Source organism: Stieleria neptunia, assembly GCF_007754155.1.
GTDB lineage: Bacteria > Planctomycetota > Planctomycetia > Pirellulales > Pirellulaceae > Stieleria > Stieleria neptunia.
On sequence record NZ_CP037423.1, the window covers coordinates 6,244,652 to 6,269,333 of the forward strand.

Annotated in this window: 12 protein-coding genes; 5 read left to right on the forward strand and 7 right to left on the reverse strand. The window is 60.1% G+C overall.

Going from position 1 to position 24,682, the window contains the following annotated elements:
* Positions 1-100: 100 nt before the first annotated feature.
* The 7 genes from Enr13x_RS21830 to Enr13x_RS21860 all read right to left on the reverse strand — a co-directional run bounded on the left by Enr13x_RS21830 (position 101) and on the right by Enr13x_RS21860 (position 14,938).
* Positions 101-2,500, reverse strand: a complete 2,400-nt coding sequence (locus Enr13x_RS21830; protein ID WP_145389009.1) for a hypothetical protein — start codon at positions 2,498-2,500, stop codon at positions 101-103.
* Positions 2,497-6,492, reverse strand: a complete 3,996-nt coding sequence (locus Enr13x_RS21835) for a hypothetical protein (RefSeq protein ID WP_145389010.1) — start codon at positions 6,490-6,492, stop codon at positions 2,497-2,499. The genes Enr13x_RS21830 and Enr13x_RS21835 overlap by 4 nt, the downstream gene beginning before the upstream one ends.
* Positions 6,493-6,907: 415 nt before the next feature.
* Complete coding sequence (locus Enr13x_RS21840) at positions 6,908-9,037, reverse strand: BatA domain-containing protein (protein ID WP_145389011.1); 2,130 nt, start codon at positions 9,035-9,037, stop codon at positions 6,908-6,910.
* Positions 9,034-10,044: a DUF58 domain-containing protein gene (locus Enr13x_RS21845; RefSeq protein WP_145389012.1), complete on the reverse strand. Its 1,011-nt coding sequence runs from the start codon at positions 10,042-10,044 to the stop codon at positions 9,034-9,036. The genes Enr13x_RS21840 and Enr13x_RS21845 overlap by 4 nt, the downstream gene beginning before the upstream one ends.
* Positions 10,041-11,030 carry an AAA family ATPase gene (locus tag Enr13x_RS21850; protein WP_145389013.1) on the reverse strand — a complete coding sequence of 330 codons (990 nt, stop codon included), beginning with the start codon at positions 11,028-11,030 and terminating at the stop codon, positions 10,041-10,043. Before Enr13x_RS21850 ends, Enr13x_RS21845 begins: the two co-directional genes overlap by 4 nt.
* Positions 11,031-11,150: 120 nt before the next feature.
* Entirely contained in the window at positions 11,151-11,942 is a 792-nt protein-coding gene (locus tag Enr13x_RS21855) for a DUF4159 domain-containing protein (RefSeq protein WP_231744438.1), read from the reverse strand.
* A gap of 38 nt (positions 11,943-11,980) precedes the next feature.
* Positions 11,981-14,938 (reverse strand): tetratricopeptide repeat protein, encoded by a 2,958-nt coding sequence (locus Enr13x_RS21860; RefSeq protein WP_231743695.1) that lies wholly within the window; start codon positions 14,936-14,938, stop codon positions 11,981-11,983.
* 176 nt (positions 14,939-15,114) lie between these two features.
* On the opposite strand from Enr13x_RS21860, the gene Enr13x_RS21865 reads away from it, so the two are divergent.
* The 5 genes from Enr13x_RS21865 to Enr13x_RS21885 are packed head-to-tail and all read left to right on the forward strand — an operon-like array spanning position 15,115 to position 24,663.
* Positions 15,115-16,197, forward strand: a complete 1,083-nt coding sequence (locus Enr13x_RS21865; RefSeq protein WP_145389016.1) for an AAA family ATPase — start codon at positions 15,115-15,117, stop codon at positions 16,195-16,197.
* Entirely contained in the window at positions 16,187-17,068 is an 882-nt protein-coding gene (locus tag Enr13x_RS21870; RefSeq protein ID WP_145392576.1) for a DUF58 domain-containing protein, read from the forward strand. The genes Enr13x_RS21865 and Enr13x_RS21870 overlap by 11 nt, the downstream gene beginning before the upstream one ends.
* A gap of 14 nt (positions 17,069-17,082) precedes the next feature.
* The gene (locus Enr13x_RS21875) at positions 17,083-19,491 is read left to right on the forward strand and encodes a BatA domain-containing protein (RefSeq protein ID WP_145389017.1); all 2,409 of its coding nucleotides are present in this window, start codon (positions 17,083-17,085) and stop codon (positions 19,489-19,491) included.
* On the forward strand, positions 19,488-22,310 hold the full coding sequence (locus tag Enr13x_RS21880; RefSeq protein ID WP_231743696.1) for a VWA domain-containing protein: 2,823 nt from the start codon (positions 19,488-19,490) through the stop codon (positions 22,308-22,310). Before Enr13x_RS21875 ends, Enr13x_RS21880 begins: the two co-directional genes overlap by 4 nt.
* A 1-nt stretch (position 22,311) precedes the next feature.
* Complete coding sequence (locus Enr13x_RS21885; RefSeq protein ID WP_145389018.1) at positions 22,312-24,663, forward strand: polyketide synthase; 2,352 nt, start codon at positions 22,312-22,314, stop codon at positions 24,661-24,663.
* The last annotated feature ends 19 nt before the right edge of the window (positions 24,664-24,682 follow it).

The window sequence follows — 24,682 nt, forward strand, 5'->3', positions numbered from 1 at the left end:
GCCGTGCGGCCAATTCTTGGCCGGGGGTCGCAAGCTGGAAGCTTACGCCACTTTTGTTCACGGCAAGCTGGAAGCTTACCCCACGTTTTCAAACCGATGCTCATGCCAGCCCTCTCCATCGACGAAGTCCCCATTCTCCGCACAGACAACCGAGCGCCAACGCGATCACCCAGCCGCGATGCCAGAGCGGGAAGACCCAGGTTTCCATCACGGGGACTTTCTCGGACTTCAGCCGCCGCGCCATCAAATTCAAATCTTCTTCCGCGATGATGTCTCCACCGCTTTGCTCGGCAATCCGCTGCAGCAACGCCCGATTGACTCCCAACGTGTCAAACTCTCGTCCCGCGATTTGGCGGCTCCAACCGACCGTGGGCGTGCCGACCAGTTCGCCGTCTTCGGCGCGAACCTCGGCGGTCGCCATGTATTGTCCGGGTTGGTCGTCGTAGTAGGCCACCGAATACGCGCCGGGGATTTCTCCGATCGGCTTGGCATCCAACGTCAGCGAGTCGCCGCCGGGGCGAAACACGTTGACGGTGATCGTCGGGTTTTCCAGAGGCATAAACGCTTCGTCCAGCGCATCGACACGCAGCACCATCGAGTCGTCGTTGTCGGGTCCGGGTTTGGCCGACAATTCGGCGCGACGCGGCACGTCGCCGACCAGCCAGCGGGTGATCTGGCGCCAAGCCTGGGCGGCGTCGTCGGGGTTTTGGGGATCGGGTTGCATCGACCATCTCCAGAGGTCCGCGATGGTGATCGCCCCGACTTTGCCTTTACCGAAACGTTGGACCGCGATCGCCGGTTGAACCTGCCCGCCGCCGCCTTTGACCGTCGCCAGTTGATAGGCACCGGGTTTCAAGCTGCCGACGACGTTGACCGAATCGAACTGCGGCATCGTCCGCAGACGCTTCGTCTCGGCGTCGGCTGTTTTGCGCAATCGCATCCAAGGTTGCAACATCCCTTCGCGAGTCAGGCCGACCGAATAATCGTCCGGCGAACCGGAATCGGTCCGGCTGACGTAAACCGGCGAAAGGTCGCCCAGGAAGGAGTCACCGAACGCTCGGCCGCGAAACATTTCTTGGCCCCCCAGCATCAACAGCCCGCCGCCACGGGATGAAACAAATCGGCGAACCATTTCAAGTTGGTCTTGTGAAAAGAACTCCGGTTCGATGTCATCGATGATCAACGCGTCGAACCCGAACAGTTCCTCTTCGACCTTCGGGAACCCCGACGCGAGTTCTTCGGTTTCCTTGACGCCGATTCGAATCATCACCGGTTCGTCGTACTGCTCGGCGGTTTCTTCGGCGTCGTCACCAAGTCCTTGAAACAGAGGGTTGGTGCTGGAAACTTCCTTGTCGCGGAAACTGAATTTGGGCTCCTTGTTGGCCATTCGAATCAGACCGGTCAATTCGACTTCGGCGTCTTCCGAGATCGCACGTCGCAGAAACTTGAATTCCCAGTTCGGCCGACCGGCGACGTAGAGCACACGGTACGGACCGCCCTGGCGATCGACCGCGATCAAACGGGTGTTGTTGACCAGCGTGGTTTCAGACGACGGCGTGTCCATCAATTCATCCAGCTGGTCGAACGCCGCCCGATCGACTTCGCGGAACAAGTCGACACGATAGAACCGCAACCCGACGTCGGCGGGGCGGAACTGAAACGACACGCTGAACGTTTTTTCGTCCGACCGCAGCGGCACGGTTTTCTCTTCAACCACCGATTGCAGCGCGACGTCGGTTAATCTCGCGATGGCTTGACCGGGAAACGACCCATCGATCGCGAATTGCACGGCCAACGTGACGGGCGAGATTTCAAAATTGGTCTGTCGCACCGTGGTGCTGGTGATTCGCAAATCATTCAGCCCCGTCGTTCGGCTGGGGATCACGGGGTAAACCGGAAACTTCAACTCCGGCAACTCCTCCAGTTCCTCCGCGACGCCGGCAACATTGCCATCGGTCATCAGCAACACGCCGGCGACGGGGCGGCCTTCCAGTCGCCGCGAAAGCTCGCCGAGGTTTTCCACCAATCGGCTGCCCGTCCCACCGCGGCGCAAATCGGCGACTTCACTGGCGCTGGACAATCGCTTGTCGAATCCATAGATCCGCGTTTCGAACAATTGGGCCATCGATGAAAACACTGGCGAATCGGCCGCCATGTCGGTCTCGATCCGATCGCGCCACGATTCGTCCGAGCGGCCGATCTTCAGGTCCATGCTGCCGCTGGTGTCGACGACGATCGGCAACAGATTCGCCCGCGGACGCGGACGCTCGCCGCGCTGCATCGGTTGCAACAAGCAAACCGCCAACAATGCGATCGCGATCACTTTCAACGTGACACCCAGCCAAGCCGTCCGAACCCGACGACCACCACTGGTGGCGTAGTTCCACAGCACCAGGAATGTCAACACCGTCCCGATGACGATCGCGGGGACCGTCCACCGGGGCGAACCGATGACCAGTTCGGCGATGAAGACAGGATACGATTCGAAAACCATGCTCACCTCGGCGACTCCATCAAACCCGTCTCGACATCCGCACTGCCAAGGTTCTCGTAGTAGCGACGCACGGCATCGGTGAATTGAGCCGGCACCGGATCGCGATCGATCGGTACGAGTTCATTCTTGGAAGCCGTGCGCCGAAGCAGTTCGGCGCGGACCTCTTGTTTCAATTCTCGCAGCGGTTCGGCCACCAAGTCTTCGACCAGTTCCCATTTCGGCGCCTCGCCGTGACGTTTCATTTCGGTTCGCATTTGACGGACACGATCGCGAATACTGTTCGCCCTCGCTCGCAGGTCCGCATCGCCGACCATTTCTTCGACGTCCCGCATCTGATCCGACCATTCGCGGAAGTCTCCGGTCAGCGGACCGATCGGACCTCCGCCCTCGCTGGGTGATTCAGCGGCGAAACGGCCCCCGGCAGAATCCTGGCGTGATTGCGGCGAATCGGACGACTGCTGCGGTCCACCACGCAACCCCGGCTGCTGACGTTGACCTTGTTGCTGGCCTTGTTGCTGGCCGCCCTGCTGACCTTGCTGCTGGCCTTGTTGCTGGCCTTGCTGCTGGCCTTGTTGTTGGCCTTGTTGTTGACCTTGTTGTTGACCTTGTTGTTGACCTTGTTGTTGACCTTGTTGTTGACCTTGTTGTTGACCTTGTTGTTGACCTTGTTGTTGACCTTGCTGCTGGCCGCCCTGCTGGCCTTGCTGCTGGCCTTGTTGCTGGCCTTGTTGTTGGCCTTGTTGTTGACCTTGCTGCTGGCCTTGTTGCTGACCTTGTTGCTGACCCTGTTGCTCGCCTTGTTGCTCGCCTTGTTGCTGTCCTTGTTGTTGACCTTGTTGCTGATCTTGTTGTTGGCCTTGTTGCTGATCTTGTTGTTGGCCTTGTTGCTGATCTTGTTGTTGGCCTTGTTGCTGACCTTGTTGCTGGCCTTGTTGCTCGCCTTGTTGTTGACCTTGTTGCTCGCCCTGTTGTTGACCCTGTTGCATTTCGGAAGCCTCCCGTTGCAGTTCCTGCTCGACGCCACGGGTGAGTTGTTCGAGTTGCTGAGCGGCGCGTCGCAACCCTTCGGTGGAATCACCCAGCACCGCATCGGCGGCTTCGTCGATGCTTTGCTGCAGTTGCTCGATTCCCTTGGCCGCTTCCTGCTCAAATTGTTCGGCTTGCGGCATAAAGCCTCGACGGACCAATTCGGCGGCATTTTCCAGCTGCTGTTCGGTTTGAGACCGTCGCGCCTGACGGAAACCGTCGTACAGCTTTTCCGCCAGCAACGGTTCGGCTTCATCGGCCTCCCTGACCGTCCGCTCCATTTTGTCGACCAGATCACGGAACCGTTCAGCCTGGTCTTCCAGCTGCTGCGGTGCGGCGTCGGTTTGTTCGTCACCGCGTAATCCCGGCGAGGCTTTTTCGACCTGCTCTCGCATCGACTGCCCAATCTTTTCTTGTTCGTTTTTCAGCTCGGTCGCTTCGCGCTGCATCTCCCGAACGGTCTCATCAAATGCCCCCGCGGCTCGTTGACGGAACTCTTCTTGCAGCTCATCCAGCTGGCGTTCGGCGCGGCGTCCGGCGGCCAGGGCCGCCGAAGCATCATTTTCCTCCGTCGCCTTGCTCGCCTGTTGCAAATCCTCGCGTGACTCTTGCAGTTTGTCGGCTTGCTCGTTCATCCGCTCGCTGTTTTCCGGCGAACGCATCCGTGATTCCAGGTCGTCCGACATCCGCAGCAATTCCTGCTGCTGCTCCCGCAACCGTTTCAACTGTCGGCGGATCTCCTCGGCTTCTTCTTCGTTCTCTGCCTGTTCCAGTGCCGACTGCAGCTTCGCCAACTCCTCGGTCAAATCCTCGGTGCGTTTGGCGAGTTCACGAAGCCGGCTGAGGACCTGTCGATCTTCCGCGGCGGCCTGTTGCTGGGCGGTTTGCTGCTGGGCCTGCTGCTGCGTTTCGTAACGGTTCTCGTCGTCGTCCAACTCCAACTCATCGAGCTGCTGTTGTCGGCTCTGGCCGCCTCCGCCGCTTTGACTTTGTTGTTGCTGTCTCTGTTGACGCGTGACTTCGAACTCACGCGATCGCAGTTTCAGCAAACTCGAAAAACTGCGTTGTGCCGACGAGCGGGCTTCGGGAAGATCAACGGCGGCAAGGTTCTTCACGGTCTCGTTCATCGCTTGGTAAGCCCGCAAACCGATCTCCTTGGACTTTGCGTCGGTCAACTTTTCCGCCATCTCTTCAAACTGGCCGATCGCATCGGTTTGGGAGTCACTGATGGTTTGGATGTCTTCCGGCGCGGGTGCGGTTCCGGCCATCTCCAGTCGGATCTGGTTCCAGATCGCGGTGATGATCTGTTTTTGCAGTTTCGCCAACTCTTCGGCTTGCTGCTGTTGGCCGGACGGCTGTCCCGGTTGCGACGGCGGCGGCGAATCGCCCTCGCGAAAGATCTCTTCGAACGGACGCACGTCGGCAAAAAACAGATCGCTTTCGGTACGACGCGGTTTTCCGTCCGGCCCGATGTCTTCGGCCCAGAAATAGTACGAAACCAAATCGTCCGGTTTCGCCTTCAACGATTCGAAGTCCAGTGTGTGATCGATGCTCGAATCGACATTGCGCGCCAGATTTTCGGCAAGCTCGACGGTCACTTCGGGCTCCTCTTCGATCCGGTACGTGATCCCCGATTTTGAAATGCCATAGTCGTCGCGAACGTTTGCACGCAGCGGCAACTCCTGGATCGCCGACACGGTCACATCGCGAGCCTTTTCGAGCTTCAATTTGGGCGGTTTGTTCGGCAACACCTTGATCGACAACTCGGGCGGATACTTGTTTTCGCGTTGTTCGTCGTCAACCAGTTTCAACAGATAGGTTTCTGATTGCTCGGCGGTAACGGTCGCAACATAGGCCGCATAGCGCTGCGTGGGATCCTCCGTTTTGGCGTCGACGATTCGGGTGGCCGGCGAACAATCGATCGCGTCGCCGCTTTTCGTCGTCAGGGTGCATGAGACGACGGGTTTGTTGAGCAGCAGCCGCCACGTCACTTCAGTCCCCTGGACCACGCTAACCTTGACCGTGTCTTCGACCGTACGTGATTTCATCTGCGTGTATTCGGGAAACTCCAGCACGGCGTCGCTGCGTCGCAACTCGGGAAACTCGAACACCTCGACCGAATACGTTTGGCTGTTCCAGCGCGGCGATTCGATTCGATACGACAGTGGTTGATCGACGCGAGACAAAAAACCGCCGACGATCGGATCGCTCAAGTTTCGTTTCATCAAGACTTCCGACAGCCTTCCATCGACGAACTCCGTGATCAACGTCGCCGACTCGGGGGCCGACTCGCTGAATTCGGCGGTCACGACCAGACTGGTGCCGCGTTCGATCGACACGTCGCCGGGCAATACCGTCACGTCCTGTTGCGTTTCGGATTGCGACGCCAGCGATGACGGCAACAGTGACACGTCGGGATCCTGCCTGAAATCGATCATGGACACGCCGATCGCGGCGGCCAACGCACCGACGCCACAAAATCGCGAGGACCACAACGACAACGTCGACACCACGGTCTGCCAATCATGGGAACGAAAATGGTCGTGCGTCTCGCCGATCAGATGCTGCCCGAGGGGTCCGGCCGTCTGTTCGTCGTCTAAGTAAGTCGCCGTCAACAGCCGTTCGCCCAAACCCGGAAACGCGGTTTCGATTTTCGCCGCCGTCGCCTGGACGCCCCCGGCCAATCGACGCGAAAGCACCCACGACGCCATCACTGCGATCACCAACACCGAGACGTTCAACGTCCAGGTCGTGACGTCGTCGATTTGCCCGAATAATTGTGCGCCGCGAAACATCAACGCGAACAACATGGCGATGATCGCGAACACAGCCAACAACGTCCAAAAGTGTCTGGAGCGGACACGACCAGAAACATGATTCATCTCACGCCGAATGCGTTCGAGTTGACGTTCCGCCATGCCGAGCTTGGAATCGAATCGGAGATCGTTTCCGGTGGAAGGGGTGTCGCTCATCGTTTCGTCACCTGAGACGGAGTTCGCGGTTTTGGAGAGAAGGTGTCGGACACGAATGACACGGGCATCTGCGTTGCTGCGCGGGGTTTCCGGACCGTCCCGCTTAGGAACGATGCGAAACGCGACGAATCCCCATGATCCGGTCGATCGAGTGTGATGTGGTGAGCGGACCGATGTACGACGTCCTTTCCAGGTCGTCGTCCGGAGTCCAGCGGACGACGGCCCGGAAGGGCCATCGTACTCGAAAAACCCGTCGTCCTAAGCTGGGCGGTTCCTTTAGCCGCCCACTGTCTCTGCGTCGCAGCGACCGGGAATCGCCTCAAGGCTAGCCACCAACGGTTGCTGATTCCCGTCGTACTGAAACCCGTGCCATGGGTGCCTGAAACCATTTGCCACATCGTTGCGGGGTGTAACATCATGCGGCTGCCTGTTGACGGGAGGAGTCTCTGGCGGCGAGCAGTGTTTCCGCCGCGATGAATCCGAGCGTGGCCAGGATCAACCATTGCCACCAGCCTTGCCGCGCTTCCAGTTCAATGTCGCGCAGCGCCCGCTCGGCGGTCTGTTCCTGCTGCCGCGCCATCGGCGACGAGACAACCGCGCCGAACTGGACGATTCGATCCAGATCAAAGGACGTGGTCACACTTTCCGTCGGATCCAAGTTGATCGCGTAGGTTTCTCCATCGGACTCCACAAAACCCGGTTCCGTCGCGACATCGTCATCACCGAGTGGATCACCAACGACCAGCGATTCCGGGGCGAGCTGCGTGTTTCGCCCCAGCATGCCCAGCAGGATCGGGACAAACTTGGTCGACAACGCCAACTGGCTTTCGGCAGGCTGCCAACCGCTCGCCAACACCCAAAGCTTACCACCGGAAAGTTCTGGATCGTCGTTGGCGATATCCCGTCGCACCAGCAACGGCGAACCGTCGTCCAACTTCAGCGTCACACTGGGCACCTGACCGAGTCCGTCGAGCTGACGGTGGTTCCAAATTCGAATGTTGCTGAAATCGTTCACACCGGGATCCGACAGCGGAGCGATCAACGCGGACTTGAAATCGACCGAAGCGATCAAGCGGTAGTCGTCAGATTCGGATTCGCCGATCTTCAGCTCGGAAGACTGTAACAAGCTCGCAAGCGCGGCCCCCGTGGCTTCATCGACCGCCCGATCGAGCACGACTAGAACACGTCCGCCGGATGACAGGTATTGCTCGATCGCATCGCGGTTAGATTCCAGTGTCGCCGAAGCATTCATGATCAGCAGCGGCGTCGTGGCCGGATCCAAGCCTTCGCCCCAGTCGTCTTCGGTCCGCACTGTCAACGTGACCTCTCGCGTGGGGTCAGACCACGGCACCTGGCTGGCGTAAAACGAAAGCGTTTCGCGAACCGATGAATCCGACCCCGGCCCAGATTCCGCCGACGGCCCATCGGACGTCGAGACATTGCGTGGCGATTCGACGAAGCGAACTTCTTGATCGATGCGTTTGGGGCGAATGAAGTGGAACGTATTGTCAAAACCGTCGCGGTCTCCCGAAACGGTTAGCGTCGCCGTCCGCGCCGGGTCGCCGTCATCATCGGCTTCGGGCAACTCGACCGAAAAGAAACGTGTTTGTCCCGGAGGCACTTGGATCACCGCGGCATCCTGGTCCTGGTTCTCAAACCGAAGTCGGAACGTGGACGTGTCGCCGTCGTCGGTCTGTGCAACCTGGACGCGAACGACGTCTCCCGCTGCGTCTCGGATGGCTTCATCGGTGTCGGCGGCCGGCGTTTGGGGCATCACCCGCAGGCTGACGTTTCCGCGGGTCGTGGCGATCAGCGTTTCCATGTCCAACCACACGCGACTGGGCCACTCATATCCCTGCAGCGTTTCGATCTCGGCGCCGGACTGCAGGTCGCTCAGCAATACGATTCGCGTTTCAATCGTCGCGCTGGCATTGGGGTTATTCGGTGTGGCCGAAGCGTTTTCGGATTCTCCGAGTTCCAAAAGAGCTGCCTGATCGGCGGCGTAGCGAATCGCTTTGCCGACATCAGTCGATTGCCACGTCGGCGTCAGTCGATCGATCGCGTCACGCGCGGCACTCTTGCGGGTGTCCGCGACCAGTTGCGTGGACTCCTCCAGTGACAAGATCGTCCGCGGCGCGGAATCAAAGGCGATCACCGAAAACAGTGTTTCATCGTCGGCCTGTTCTAGAATCTGCTTGGCTTTGCTGGTCGCCTGGTCCCACAAACCGGTGCGCTTCATGCTCGCACTCTGGTCGATCAACACGATCACCGCCTGTTTGACGCCTTCCACCGAATCCGATTCCGACAGCGGCAAAAACGGTCTGGCGAAGGCGAAGGCGAGTAGTAAAATCGCTGCGCACCGCAGCAACAACAACGGCCAGTTTTCCAGACGGCTGCGTCGTGTCAGTCGCGGCGGCGTCGAATCGAGAAACATCAGCGAACTGAATTCGACGTCGCCCTTGGGTTGGCGCCGAATCAAGTGAAACAGGATCGGTCCGGCAACAGCCAGTGCGCCCAGAAAATACAGCGGTGCCAGAAAACTCATCGCCGCACTCCCTCGCTGATCGATCGCTGCCCCGATTTGCCGAGTCGGTTGCGGGCGTTGATCAAACTGGACAGCGCCAAATCGAGCGGCTTGTCGGTGATCAGTTCATAGAACCCCACGCCGGTCGATTCACAAATCGATTCGATCTCGCGGCGGTGTCGCTCGAATCGCTCGGTGTAGTTGGCTTTTGCCGCGGACGGGTCGACGTAAATCTGTTGGCCGGTTTCGACGTCGGTCACCATCGCCGGCTTGTCGATTCCCAAGTCCAGTTCACCCGGATCGATCATCCGCAACAACACCACTTCGTGCCCGCGTGCGCGGAGCGCCGCCAATTGCGTCTTCAGCATACCCGGGGGCGCCAACAGATCGCTCATCAAAATCACCAGCCCGCGGCGTGGCACCAACGACGTCACTTGGCGGAGCGGGGCTTCGATGTCCGTGCCTTTGCCGACCGCGGGACGGGAGAGTTCGACCAGGATCTGGTGAAATTGTTTGGCACCGAGTTTGGCCGGCAAAAAATCACCGAGTTCCGCATCGAACGTCAGCACACCGACGGCGTCGTGTTGCATGGTCAGGAAATAAGCCAGCGTCGCAGCGACCGTTCGCGCGTATTCCATCTTGCTGTAGTCGATCGATCCGTAGCCCATCGAACGGCTTTGATCGACGACCAGGTAGCAACGCCGGTTGGTCTCGTCTTCGAATTTTTTGATGAAGTACCGATCGCTCCGCGCGTAGAGTTTCCAATCCAGGTTGCGCAAATCATCTCCGGGGACGTAGGCACGGTATTCGCTGAACTCGATCGAGCTGCCGTGCGTCGGACTGCGGTGCAACCCCGAGAAAAACCCTTCGACCACCGTCTTGGCGCGGAGCTTTAAACTCTTGATCCGCATCAGCGCCGAGGGGTCAACGCCGGCGCGATGATTCGCGTTCGAATTCGATCCGGCTGTTGATGATCCGGCAGCGTTTTTTCGGGCGGGGGAGGCCCCGGCATTGGCGACGGCGCTCATGGCTTGGGAATCGTCTCCAACAGCTTGTCAATGATTTGCTCGATCGTCACCCCTTCGGCTTCGGCCTTGTAGGTCGGCAGCACGCGGTGGCGGAGCGTCGGATGCGCCAGCGCCACGATGTCGTCGGTTTGCACGTGGGCGCGGCCCATCAACAGTGCGCGAGCTTTGGCGCCCAGCACCAGGGTTTGCGACGCACGTGTTCCGGCGCCCCAGCCGACCCATTCGTTGACAAAATCGGGCGAGCCTTCGCGGTTGGGGCGCGTGGTTTGAGCGATTTTGACGGCGTATTCGGCGATCGGGGTCGCGATCGGGACGTCACGCACCGTTTGCTGGAACTGCAACACATCCTCGCCGGAGAACAGCGGGTTGATCGGTTCGGGTTTCGACGCGGTTGTCCGCAACACCACCGACAACTCATCTTCGGGCGGCAGATAATCGATTTTGACGTTGAACAAGAACCGATCCAGCTGGGCTTCCGGCAGCGGGTAGGTGCCTTCCATTTCGATCGGGTTTTGCGTCGCCAAGACGAAGAACGGTTCGGGCAATTCGTAACGCGTCCCGGCCGCCGTCACTTGGTGTTCTTGCATCGCTTCGAGCATCGCCGCTTGGGTCTTGGGCGGCGTCCGGTTGATCTCATCGGCCAAAATCACGTTGGCGAACACCGGGCCTTTGACAAACGTCAGCCCACGATGCCCGTCCGCGGTTTCCTCCAGGATCTCCGTCCCGACGATATCGACCGGCATCAGATCGGGCGTGAACTGGATGCGGCTGAACTGCAAGTGAAAGACTTGGGCGACGCTGCGGACCAGCAGGGTTTTCGCCAACCCGGGAGGACCGGTGATCAAACAGTGGCCGCCGGCGAGCAGGCTGATCAACAGCTGTTCGATGACGTCGTGCTGTCCGACGATCGTTTTGGAAAGTTCGCCGACGATTTTTTCGCGGGCGTCTTGGATCTGCTCGACCACGTTGGATTCAGTGACTGTCATTGGCTAGTTGAGAGGTGGGTCCGAACAATCAAGGGCGTCCCGATGCGGGAGACCGTCGATGAAGTGGTGAAAGACAAAACGGAAAGGGCACTCGAGAAAGCGATTCAATGGTGCGGCGGGTCAATGGGTCATGGCGTAGGTGACGATGTTGATGCCCATCGGATAGGCCTTTTTGACGGAAAACTCACGAAAATATTCTTCATCTTCGCCTTCGCGTTCCCAGCCGTCCCCCAGGTCCGTGTTGTGGCAGATGAAGACCATGATCCGATCCTTGTCGTCGACGATAGCGCGATAGTGCGGCACGCTGTTGTCGCTGCCGTCGCGGGTGTCTTCCCAAGTGACCGATCCCCAAGCCCTGCCGATGGCCGGCACCTGCGGCTTTTCTTTCATGTCGTACACGTTGTGAAAGATTTCGTGGTCCAGCGGGACTTCGAACGGTTTCCGATCGGGAAAAACACGTTCCAGCTCGAACGCCAAATTTTCGTACTGGGTGTCGCCCCAAAAGTCGTCCACCATCAGAAAGCCGCCGTCGAAACAATACTTGCGTAGCGCCACCACCTCGGCTTCGCTAAACACCAACCCGCCGGGTTCGATCATGTACAGGAACGGATAGTCCGACAGGTTCTCGTCGGTCAGATTGACGATCACGGGATTAGGATTGACCTTGATCGTGGTCAACTGCTGAAGCCGCAACGAGAAATTGAGATCGCTGTCCGGGTAATCGGTTCGCCAACCGCCACCACCACCGCGGCCGTAATACGAGTCGTAGTAAACGCGGGCAAAGGTAAAGCTGTCACCGGGGAACTGCCGATCGACTTCCCATTGCGGGACGCCACGCCGGTCTTCTTCGATGCTGCGAAAGCGACGTCCCCACTGGGCCAAGGCGATGCCGGCCGCACTGACGACGAGCATCGCCGTCAGCATGACGAAGGTTTTGGATCGTTGGCGAATCATTCGACGACACTCTCCGAGGCAGGAATTTCGGACGGACCGGCGTCGCCCGGTTCCGATCGATCGGGCGCAGCGGTCACGTCTGCGCCAGACGCTTGGGGTTTCTCGTCAGCCGGCTTTTCTTCAGCTGACGTCTCTTCGGCCGGTTCCTCGTCCGCCGCGGCCTCTTCGACAGGCTGACCTTGCTCCGTCGCCTTCGGCTGTTCTTGAAGCGCGAGCAGCAAGTGGTGGGCGTCGCGATAACGCGGCGCGATCAACAAGGCGTCGATCAGGTGTTCGGTCGCCGCGTCGATCTCACCGGCAGCGGCCAGCGATTGAGCCATTTGAAAATCCAAACCGGCCACGTCCACCGGATCCATCGCTTGCAGGGCACGCAACGAATCGATCGCTTTTTCGCTTTGATCCAGCTCGCGACAGGCCGTCACCAACGATTGGTGCACGTCCAACGCAAAGGGCTGGATCTCCAGTGCATGGACGGCAGATTCGAGCACCGACGACCAGTCGTTTTGCGATTTCTCCATTTCAATGAAACGCTGCAAACTCGGCAAAGCATCGGAGGAAACTGAAAAAAGCTGTTTCAAAACCTCGCGTTCTTTCTCTACCTTCCCCAGTTCGCGGTAACAAACCGCGAGCAACTCCAGCACGCCTTCGGTCTCGCCCGTCGCCGCGTTTTTCTCCACCAGAAATTCCAGATGCTCCGCCGCGGCTTCGTATTGCATTCGCGCCAGTGCCGCCTGGGCCAGTGTCATCCGCGCCCAATAGTTGTCTGGATTCTGATCGGCCCACTTCAAAATTTCCGCCGGGTCGCGGTCGTCCTCATCCGCTTGGTTGGGCGACTGGCGACGCGTGAAATCCAGCCCGTTGCCAAAATCAGTGGCCAACGTGCGCGCATATTCAGCAAAGCCGGCTTCGATCCGCTCCATCGGGGCAATGTTTTTTGCCAGCGCTTCGTTGATCGGAATGCCCTCGGCGAGCGATTCGAGCGTGGCGTTGAGCGCTTCGGCGCCGTACTCTTCGACCAGGTAGCGGACGACCAGCGAGGATTCGTAGTAGGCGAATTGCAGATGTGTTGATGACGATGGATTGAGAAAAGCCCCGCTCAACTGGGACACCGGCGTGAAGTCATCGCCCAGGATCATCTCGCGATAGCGGGCGGTCATCGACTGTCCCCACCGGGGGTCTCGCTCCAGCTCTTCATACACAGAGATCCCTTCGCTCAACCATCGTGGCATCCGGTTCTTGGTTTTGGTCAGCGTGATCACGTGGCAAAATTCGTGCCACAGCACGCTTTTCCAATTCGTCGGTCTTGGTCCCTGCGACGCCGGGCTGTTCGCCGTGATCACGCGTCCGAAGCACACGCCCAGAAAACCTTCGCCGCCGGGAAGCCCGAACGTGCGAATCGCAAAATCGCTTTGCTTGGGAAAAATCTCCACGATCACGGGGCGCGTCAGTTCCAATTGATACTTCTCACAAAGCACCTGCTTGGCTTCGGACAACAACTCCGCGACCGCATTGCCATAAACCTTGCGCTCGCGCGGATCCATCCGGACCAGGATCTCGCCGGGTTCGCGGAGTTCTTCCAACCCCAACTCGGCGACCGGATCATCACCGTCGCTTGGCGTCGCCCCCACGTCGCTGGCCCGGATCGTTTCAAACCCGTCGATGCGATCTTTCAGTGTCATCAAGTTGTAGGCGACGACGTTGTACGGGTCTTCGGTGTTGACCTGTTCGGCGAGTTTCCAGCCGACGTCATCGTCGCCCAAACGCAATAGATCCTGAGCCAACTGGAACGTCGCCGGGATGTGTGAGGGCTCGAACGTCAACGCCAGTCGTTGATAGTGGGCCCCCTCGGCGAACCGGTACTTGTCGGACAGTTTGCGTCCGATCAAATGATCCACTTCGGGGTTGGTCGGCCACCACTGCAGCGCCTTCTCACGCAACGCTTTCTCTTCGTCGTAGTCTCCGGCCAGGTGCGCGAGCACGGCTTTGAGCGCGAATGCGGCCGGGCTTTTGGGATTCGTTTCCAGCATCCGTTCGATCGTCGTTTCGGCCCCGGCATAGTCTTCGCGATCGATCTCCTTTTCCGCCTTCAGAATCAACGTCGGCTCATAGATGGGGTTCAGCCGCAGCGATTGGATCAGTGCGGCTTGAGCCTGTTGCGAATCAGACGATTGCAGCGCGACGGCACGCAGGTATTCCAACCGCGCGTCTTCCAGTTCCCGCTGCTGGGCTTTTGCGACCGTTTCGGCGGCGACGGCAAAATCGCCCTTGCTGATGGCCAGTTCTGCGGTGGCGATCAAGGCTTCGAGATTGGTGGGGTCTGTCTCGAGGACGCGGTCGAAAAAGTTTTTGAGAATGATCCGGGCATCGATCCCGTTTTCGGCAAAAAAGCGTCCAGCGGCGATCAACGTGTCGGACGTCGCATACTTCAATTGGCCGGTTTGCAGATAGCGCTGGATCATCGCCGCTTCGCCGGCCGCCCGGTCGGGCAAATCGTTAAAGTGGGCGACATCGATCCCCAGCACGCGGAGCGGCAAACTGGTCGGATAGCGGCCGATCGCCGCGTCATAGGTTTCCAGAGCCGGTTCGTATTGTCCGGTCGCCAGTTGGCATCGGATCAGCAGTTCCGACCAGCGGCGATTCCAAATCCCCCGCTCCACTTCGGCTTTGGCGATTGCTTCCGCCTCGTCAATTTTCCCCGACAGGAACAACGCTTCGGCTTCGGAGTAATTGGCCGCCCGGGCGGGATCGCAAGGCAACAACAGCACCAGCCAGGCCAATGTGGCGACCCGCAACCAAACCGGCGCGATGACGCAGCGACGTTTCGGTTGCCCGCCGTCCGTCTGATCCGCTTGAATGCTGGACACTTGGGTGAGGTGTCGACCAGGACGACGACTCTGACAACTGGGGGCGGGGCGACGCGGTAACACAACGCGATAGGCTGACGGTCGAAACACGGCGGTGGGCACCATTGGGCGGGACGGTTCAATCGCACGACGTTCGATTGTAGCGGAACGGACCAGGGCAAGGGTCGATCGAGACAGTTCGAGCACGTTCCTATATCCGGCGCGTAGCCCGGCTGGTATCCTGTAGCGGTTCAGTAAGCGTGGCACCTTTTGATTGTGGGAACGGAATGGATAACTCGGTCGAGTCAGCAGGGAACGACGGGGCGGCGATGGGCGAGCTTTCGGCAGCCGACGCGGCACGTCTCAACGATGCCAAAAAACAGATCAGCCAAGAGCTTGGCAAAGTCATTGTCGGACAGCAGGAAGTCATCGAAGAGATCATGATCGGGCTGTTCAGTCGCGGTCACGTTCTGCTCGAAGGCGTCCCCGGGCTGGCCAAAACGTTGATGATCAGCACTCTGGCCCGAACGATGGACCTGGCGTTTTCACGCGTCCAGTTCACTCCCGACCTGATGCCCGCCGACGTCACGGGGACGGAGATCATTGAAGAGGACCGCTCGACCGGGCACCGTGGGTTTCGGTTCATGGAAGGCCCGTTGTTTGCCAACATCATCCTGGCCGACGAAATCAACCGGACGCCGCCCAAGACCCAAGCGTCGTTGCTCGAGGCGATGCAGGAGCGGCAAGTCACGGTCGGACGAACCCGCCACCCGCTGCCCAACCCGTTCTTTGTGCTCGCCACGCAGAACCCGATCGAACAGGAAGGCACCTACCCGCTGCCCGAAGCGCAGCAGGACCGTTTCATGTTCAAAGTGTATGTCGAATACCCCTCGTTTGACGAGGAATTCGAAGTCGCACGGCGCACCACCGGCATGGAAACCGGGGACGTCCAAGCGGTGCTCAACGCCGAAGAGATCATCCGTTTGCAAGACCTGGTGCGGCGCGTTCCGGTCAGCGATCACGTGGTGCGTTACGCGCTCTCGTTGGTCCGCCAAACCCGCGTCGGCGACAACGGCGTGCCGGATTTCGTCAACGATCTGGTCGGCTGGGGAGCCGGTCCGCGGGCCGTCCAGTTTCTGATCCTCGGCGGCAAGGCCCGGGCGCTGCTGGAAGGTCGTTTTCACGTCTCGATCGATGACATCCAAAAACTGGCCAAACCCGTCCTCCGTCACCGCATGGTGGTGAATTTTGCCGCCGAAAGTGACGGGGTGACCAGTGACAATGTGATCGATCGCATCGTAGCGGCGACACCGACGACCGAAGACGAGCTTTCGCGTGATGCCCGATTCCAAAAAATATTTGCGTCCTGAAGTCACGCAGCGAATCCGTCGAATGGAATTGACGGCGCGTCGGGTGGTCGAAGGATTCCTGTCGGGCATGCACCGCAGCCCTTATTTCGGCCAGTCGATCGAATTCCTGCAGCACCGCCAGTACAACACCGGTGACGAGCTTCGTCATATCGATTGGAAGGTGTACGCGCGGCAGGATCGCTTGCACATCAAACAGTACGAAGAAGAAACGAATCTGCGATTGACGTTGCTGGTCGACCGCAGTGCCAGCATGTCGTATGGCGAAGGCGAAACAAATAAATTTGATTACTCCGCTTCCATCGCCGCCTCGCTGGCCTACCTGGCCTTGCGCCAGAAAGATGCCTGCGGGGTGATCACGTTTGACACCGAAGTCCGTGACATCGTGCCGGCCAAAAGCAATCAACAACAACTCGCGCGGATCCTGGCGATGCTGGACCAGGTGGGCGCCGACGGCCGAACCGATCTGATCCGCGTTGCCAAACAGGTCGGCCAAGCAATCCCCCGTCGTGGGTTGGTGCTGATCGTCTCGGACTTGCTGGGAATCGACTCGCTGGTCGAAGGCATGCGGGTGCTGCGTTCGCGCGGCCACGACGTCGCCTTGTTCCACGTCTTGCATGACGACGAGATCGAGTTCCCCTTCAACGGTGCGACGCGGTTCGAAGGGCTCGAAAGCGACGACATGCTCAATTGCAATCCCCGCGCGCTGAGACAAGGTTACGTCGAGGCGCTCGATCAATTCTTGAACGCGACGCGCAAAGCGTGTGGCCGGCTTTCGATCGATTACATCCAAGTCCGAACCAGCGATCCGCTGGATGCCCTGCTGGCACGATTCCTGTCGCACCGCACCTCGCTTCCCAAGCTACGTCGGTAAGGAGGCCGCGAACCATGTTCTTGTATCCCGCTCTGCTGGCCGGTTTCGCCTTCGTCGCGGTTCCGTTGTTGGTCCACCTGATCAACATGCTCCGTCATCGTCGACGACGTTGGGCGGCGATGGATTTTTTGTTGGCCAGTTATCGGAAACAAAAAAAGTGGCTGCGTCTGCGGCAGTTGTTGCTGTTGTTGACACGTCTGGCCGTCGCCGCGGTGTTGGTCATGATGCTGTGCGGATGGACCGGCGGCCGTCAAATCCTGGGCGCCCTGGGTGGGCAAACCACGCACCACATCATCATCCTGGACGACAGTTATTCGATGGGCGACGTCAGCGGGGGCGGTGAAACGACGTCCTATGATCGGGCCCTGCAGGCGTTGCAACAGTTGACGCAGCGGCTGGTCAACGACGAAGGCAATCATCAATTGACGGTGATGCGCGCCAGCCGCGCCGCCCTGGCCGTCCAGGGTGGCAGCGATTCCGGCGACGTCGCTGCGGACCTGTCCAGCCAAACCGTGCTGGGCGACAGCAGCCTGATCGCACGCGTGATGGCGACCGCGGTGTCACCGATTCGAACCGATCTGGTCCCGGCGTTGGACCTGGCCGGCGAATTGGCCGCCGCGACGTCGGCGGACAACCAGTACGTTTACATCGCCAGCGATTTTCGCGCCCGCGATTGGGGATCGACCGAGCGGTTGGCCGAAGCGATGCGAAAGTTTTCCAGCGACGATTTAAAGGTCCGCATGATCGACTGTGCCAATCGTCCGGAACGAAACCTGGCCATCACCGATCTGGCGCCGGTCCAAGACGTCTGGGTCGCCGGCGTTCCCGTCGTCGTCCGCGCGACGATCAAAAATTACAGTCCCCGCGAGGTCAAGAACGTCACGCTGGCCTGTCGCGTCATTCGCTATGGTGACCAGGTCAATTCGGTCGATCCCTCGCGCCGCGTCAGCGGTGTCGTGGATTCGTTGCCCGGATTGGTCATCGAGTCGTTGGCCGCCGGTGCCGAAATCACCAAATCGTTTCAAGTCTTCGTCGGCGAAACCGGAACGCATGCGATCGAAGTGGAACTGCCCTCGGATGCGTTGGCCGTGGACAACCAAAGAATCTGCACATTGCCGCTGACCGATGTCGAACGTGTGTTGGTGATCGACTCGGATCTGGACGAATCCGGCGCCTACACCGTCGCCGCCGTGCTCGACCCCGGCAGCCAGGTGCGTATCGGTGCCCAACCCGATATCAAACCGCCGGCCTTTCTGCGCAGCGCGACGCTGGAAATGTTGGCACCCTACCGGGCGATCTATTTGATGGATTTGCCACAGATCAACGAAACCACCGCGACCGCACTGCAGCAATACGTCGAAGCAGGCGGCGGGATCGCCTGGTTCCTCGGTGACGCCGTTCAGGCGAGTGACTACAACCGCATCTTGCTGACACAGGATCGACGTCTGTTGCCGGCACCGCTTCAAACGATTGAAGAGTTGCCCGTCGGCGGGTCATCTCAGACCGGCGATGTTTTGTTCGGCGATAACGACACCTTCCTGGATCCGTTGCGGAGCGCCGGGGATGCTTCGCTGTCGATGATCGGCGTCGCCAAGGGATGGACGCTGGTCGACGAAGCGGACGGGGCCGGAGAGCCGCGGCGTTATCGCAAGGTGCTGGTCCGCCGCGACGGCATTCCCCTGGTCACCGAACACACCTCCGGCGCCGGCACCGTCGTCACCGTGCTCAGCAGTCTCGCCCCGGGCTGGACCAACTGGCCCGGCGACCCGACGTTCGTCCCGTTCATGTTGCTGTCCAACGCGCGGCTCTGGAGCGGCGCCAGCGCTTCGACGTCCCACGCCGTCACCCAACCGCTTCGCAAGACCCTATCCACCCGATCCTATTTTCCGGAAATGAAATTGGTGACTCCCTCCCAGTCCCCGCCGCGCGTGGTGATGGAAATCATCGGCACCGAAGCGGAACCGGACACCGTCCGCGTGTCGCTGGATCCGGTCGAACGCTTGATCGCCGGTGAATCCAACGTCGACGAACTGTTGCGTCCGGGACTGTTCGAGTGGGGACTGCTGAAAGCCGATGGCGGCGGCCAAGTCATTCCCTCGGCCAGCACGATCGTCGGGGGCGAGGGCGACTTGGAACGCGCCGACGCCGCGGAGATTCGCAGGGCCCTATTGCCGATCGACGTGCAATTTGTGTCCAGCGAAGACTGGCGGCAACAAAATCAATTTGCCGGCAGTTCCACACTCGGGCTGATGCTGTTAGCGCTGCTCGGGTTGTTGCTGGCGGCCGAACAGGCGCTGGCCTATTGGGCCAGCTATCACACCCGGGCCCCCGTTTCAACCGGCGGCACGATGGCAGCGGAAGATCGAGGTGGCGGTTCGCAGCGTCACGAATTTGGTTTGGCGGCGGGAGGGCGATCGGCGTGAACGAAACACTGGAACAGTCAGCCGAAAGCAGCGTGGCGTTGGAGAGCACGGTTTATGAGTTCGCCCGCGCCGCCTCGATCGAAGGCTGGTGGTGGTGGGCGTTGCTGCTGATCTCGACCGCGCTGGTGATTTTTGGCTGCGCGCGGTTTTACCGACGCGACACCGCGGAACTCTCTCGGTCGGTCAGCAGGACCCTGATTTTTCTTCGGCTGTCGATGATCGTCGCCCTGTTGTTTTTCTTTTTTGATCTGCAACGCCGCACCCAGCGAGAGATCTTGCGGCCCAGCGAAGTCGTGGTGCTGGTCGATACCAGCCAGAGCATGTCGCTGGCGCAATCGGACGCGATCGGTAGCGAGAGTCGGGCCAAACGCGCCGCCGAACTGCTGGCCGAAAACGAGCTGGTCGAGCGTCTCGGTCAACAACATCGCGTCAGTGTGTACAGCTTTGGGGACGCGGCCGAACCGCTGTTGCTGCAATCCGGTGGCGGAATCGAAATCGATTCCGCAAGCGAGCAAGACAAGCCCGGGCAAGACGACTCGGCCGTCCCCGTGACTGCCATCCGTCAACCCTCACCGATCGCCATCGCCGGCCTGATCCTGCTGGGCGTCGCCCTGGCGCTGTCGCTCGCGTCGCTGTTGGTCGGCGGCTTGTCGGCCCCCACGTCGGATTCCCAGTCCGGCGGTGGACGCGAAAGCCTGGGCTGGTTGCTGGGCGTGACCGCGGTGACGATGTGCACCGGCATCCTGTTGTGCGGCTGGACGTACAGCACCGCCACGTCGCGATCGTTCGCGTCGCTGGTCGGGTTGGCCGACGACGTTCCAAAACCGACCGACGGCGAAGATTCCGACGAACCGTCGGCCCCGGCCCAGCAACCGATCAAAGTGCTCAACTGGGAAGACGCCATCGCGGCGGCGGCCTCGCAGAGCCGAATCGGCGATGCGATCACCAACGTGTTGGCCAGCCACGACCCGACGACGTTGGCCGGCATCGTGGTGATGACCGATGGACAAAACAACGGCGGCAGCAACGTGGCCTCGGCGATGGCCCTGGCGAAACGCAGCGAAGTTTCGGTCTATCCCGTCGGGCTCGGCAGCAGCAAGCCCCCGACGAACGTTCGCGTGGTCGATCTGGATGCCCCCAAACGCGTTTATCCGAACGACAAATTCGCCGTCTCGGCCGTGCTTCAAGGGACCGGCGGCGACGCGTTGAATGTCGAAGTTCAACTGCTCGACGGCCTGGACGCGACCACCGCCGACGGCGGCGCTTCCAACGCGCTGCCGACCGAGGTGATCGATTCGCAATCGGTCAAGCTGACCGGCGACGGTTCGCTGGTCGGCATCAAGTTCGAGCTGGAGCCCCAATCGGTCGGCCGGCGGCGACTGGCGATCCGAATCCTGCCGGTCGAAAAAGACCAAAACCAAAAGGATGATGTCAGCGACGCACGCTACGAAGTCGTCGCGCGGAAACTACGCGTGCTCACGATTGCCGGCGGTCCGACCCGCGAATACCGCTTCGTCCGCAACCTGCTGCACCGCGAAAAATCGATCCGCTTGGACACCTGGCTGCAAACCGGTCAACCGGGAATGAGCCAGGACGCCGATCAGCTGTTGACCGAGTTTCCCGCCACCCCGGCGGAGCTGTTCGAGTATGACGCGATCGCGATGTTTGATCCCGATTGGACGCAGATTCCCGCGGCGTCGATCGAGTTGCTCGACCGCTGGCTCGCCTCGCAATCGGGAGGCTTGATCATCGTCGGCGGACCGGTCTATCACCCCCGCTGGCTGCGATTGCGAACCGATCCGCGGGTCTCCCGCATCGCGAGCTTCTTCCCCGTCACGTTTTCCAGTCGAGGGTTGATGATGGGCTCGGGCCGCGAAGGGGGCGAAACCGCTTGGCCGCTGGAATTCACCCCGGAAGCGCGTCGTGCCGAGTTCCTGTGGGTGACCGATGATCCCGCCACCAGCTTCGAAGCCTGGGATTCGTTCGGCGGCGTTTATGATTACGTCGGCGTCAAAGCGGCCAAACCGATCGCCAAGGTCTATGCGTATTTCTCCGACCCGACGACGCGGATTTCGGATTCATTGCCCGTTTACATGGCCAGCCAGTTCTACGGCGCCGGACGGGTGTTCTTTCAAGGCAGCGGCGAGATGTGGCGAATGCGCCGCGAAAGCGATGCCTATTTCGACAACTACTACACCAAACTGATTCGTTGGGTCAGCGAAGGACGACTGTTGCGTGACAGCAACCGCGGCTTGCTGTTGGTCGATTCGCCCCGGGCCATGGTCGGCGACACCATCACGGTTCGCGCGGTGTTGACCGACGAGCAATTCGAACCGCTGACGTTGCCGGAGGTCAAGGCAAAACTGATCACGCCCAAGGGCGTCGAAGATGTTCGGCTGACTCCCGTCGAAGGCGAATCGCGACCGGGGATTTACAGCGGCCGATTTGTCGTCCGCACCGACGGAAATCACGAATTGCGGCTGACCCTCGGCGACGCACTCGGTGAAGAAGTCTTTCGCCAGAACGTGCAAGTGCGATTGCCCACGGTCGAACTGGAACGCCCCCGACGCAACGACGAAGACCTGGCGAGCTTGGCCGAGACGACCGGCGGAGAATACTGGAAAGTCGACGCCGACGCCGCAGGGGACTCGTTGATCGAAAACATCGTCACCACCATCAGCCCGCAGCCCCAAACCACGATCCTTCCCGGAACCCCCGACGCCATCTTCACCGAGCGCCGAAACGCCATGCTGTTGTGGCTGATCGCCAGTGTGCTGACAATGGAATGGGTCGTCCGCAGACTACACAGATTGGCCTAGTATGCTTGATCCCCAACTTCAATCGTTGCTCCAATCGCTTCGTGGACGGATTCGCCGCTACGTGGTTTGGGACTCGGTGCTGGCCATCATCGCAGTCGTCTTGGTGGCGTTTTGGATCGGATTGTTGATCGACTACGTGCCCGTCACCCTGGGCGGCACCGAAATGCCTCGCTCGGCGCGGGGGATTCTGTTGGCCGCGGTCGGTTTCGCGGTGTTCGTGATCGTTGTCCGAATGCTGATCGATCGGTTAAGCCGTCCGCTTCCCGATGACAGTTTGGCCTTGTTGGTGGAGCGTCATCACCCGCAACTCGCCGGCCGCTTGGTGACCGCCGTCCAACTGTCGCGGCCCGGGCGCTCCGGCGATTCGCACTCGCCCGACCTGTTGCGTTTAGTTCACCGTGAAGCGTCCGAATCGGTGGATGAAGTCGATCCGGGGCGTGTGTTTCGGATGCAGCCGCTGATTCAAAAAGCCGCCCTGGCCGGTCCACTGTTACTGCTGGCGCTGATGTTTGCCGCCTACAGCCCCAGCGCGTTCGCCCGCGCCGCGGCCCGATTGACGCTGCTGTCCGACGCCCGCTGGCCGCGGCGGGCCAGGCTGGAAATGGTCGGCGTCGACTTGCCGACCATCAGCGCATCGAACGTCCAAGATTCGGACCCGCAGCGGATCGAATTTGAAAACGGCGTGATGCGTCTGCCCACCGGCAGCAGCGCCACATTGCGAATTCGCGCGGCCGCCGACGACGCCGAAGTCCCCTCGGCGTGCACCGTTTATTACGAGACCGATGACGGCACCCGCGGACAATCCAACATGCGACGGGTCGGACGCCAACGCGACGGCTACCAGGCGTTTGTGCTGGACGGTCCGCCGCTGAGCAACCTGGCGTCGTCGTTTTCGTTTTCCATCCAAGGTCTCGATGACCGGTTGATCGACTATCGGATCGAAGCCGCCGAACCCCCGGCGATTTCGGCGCTGAACGTCAAGATCCGCTATCCCGATTACCTCCGTGATTCCGCCAGTTCCGCCGCGACCGATGAAGCCGAGTTCGATTTCGAAACACCCTACCAAGCCGGACTGCGGATCAGCGAAGGCAGCGGTGTGACGCTGGAAGCGGTTTCGAGTCTGCCACTGGGTGATGTCGATGTGGTCCTGGAATCGGATGGGCAAGAAACCCGAGTGACAGAATTGGCGTACTCCGAGGACCGCCAGTCCGTCCGGTTGAATCTGGACACGTTCAACAACCCGACCGCGATTCGCATCGTTCCTTCCGACCCCGACGGGATCAGCGCTCAAGCCCCGTTTCGATACTTCCTGGGTGCGATTCTTGACGAACCGCCCAGCGTCTCACTTGCGCTCAACGGCATCCAATCCGCGGTCACACCGATCGCCCGGCTGCCCTTGGAATGTGTCGCCGAAGACGACTACGGCGTCGTCTCGGTGACCGCCTTCGTCGCACAGAACGCCCCGGCCAAACAAGGCGATGACGCAGCCGACGCCGCCCCGCCCGTGTCGGTCGAACCGATCTCGCAACGGCTGGAACTGAACCGCGATGGCCAGGCCGGTGCCGTCATCGATCTTCGTGAATTGACCAATTCCGGGCAAATCCCCGCGTTGCAACCCGGCGGCGCCATCAGCGTCTATGCCGAAGCACGCGACGGATACGATCTGGACGGAACCCATCTGACCACCAGCGAGATCTTTCGCTTGCAAGTCGTCACGCCCGAAGAACTGCTGACGCTGATGGAGCGACGCGAACTCGGACTCCGCACCCGGCTGGAACAAACCGTTACCGAAACCCAGGGACTCCGCGAACAACTCGCCGGGTTCCGATCCGATCGGTTTGAGCTGTTGATGGAACGCCAACAAGGGGAATCTGAACAACAGACACGGCAACGCGAACTGCGAATCATCGGACTTCGAGTCCAACAAAGCGGCTTGCAGGCCAGCAAAACCGCCGAAGAACTGACCGGAATTGCAGAGTCACTCGATGATCTGCTGCTGGAAATGGTCAACAATCGAGTTGACTCCAAGGACCGACAGGAAAGACTTGGCAGCGGAGTTCGCGACCCGCTGCGAAAGATCGCGGATGTCTCCATGGAGCAACTCAAGCAGCAGATCCGATCGATCGAAGCCTCAATCCAGCAGCCGGAACAGGCGCTCGAGCAAACCGAAGCGGCGATCCAAACCGCCGACCAAGTGCTCTTGGAGCTGACGGCCGTCTTGGAGAAAATGCTTGACTTGGAAAGCTACAATGAACTGTTGGACCTGGTTCGCGGCCTGATCCAAGATCAAGAACAACTCAAAGAAGACACCCAGCAAGAACGCAAAAACCGCGTCAAAGACTTGTTCAAATAACCGGTAATAAACTGCCGCA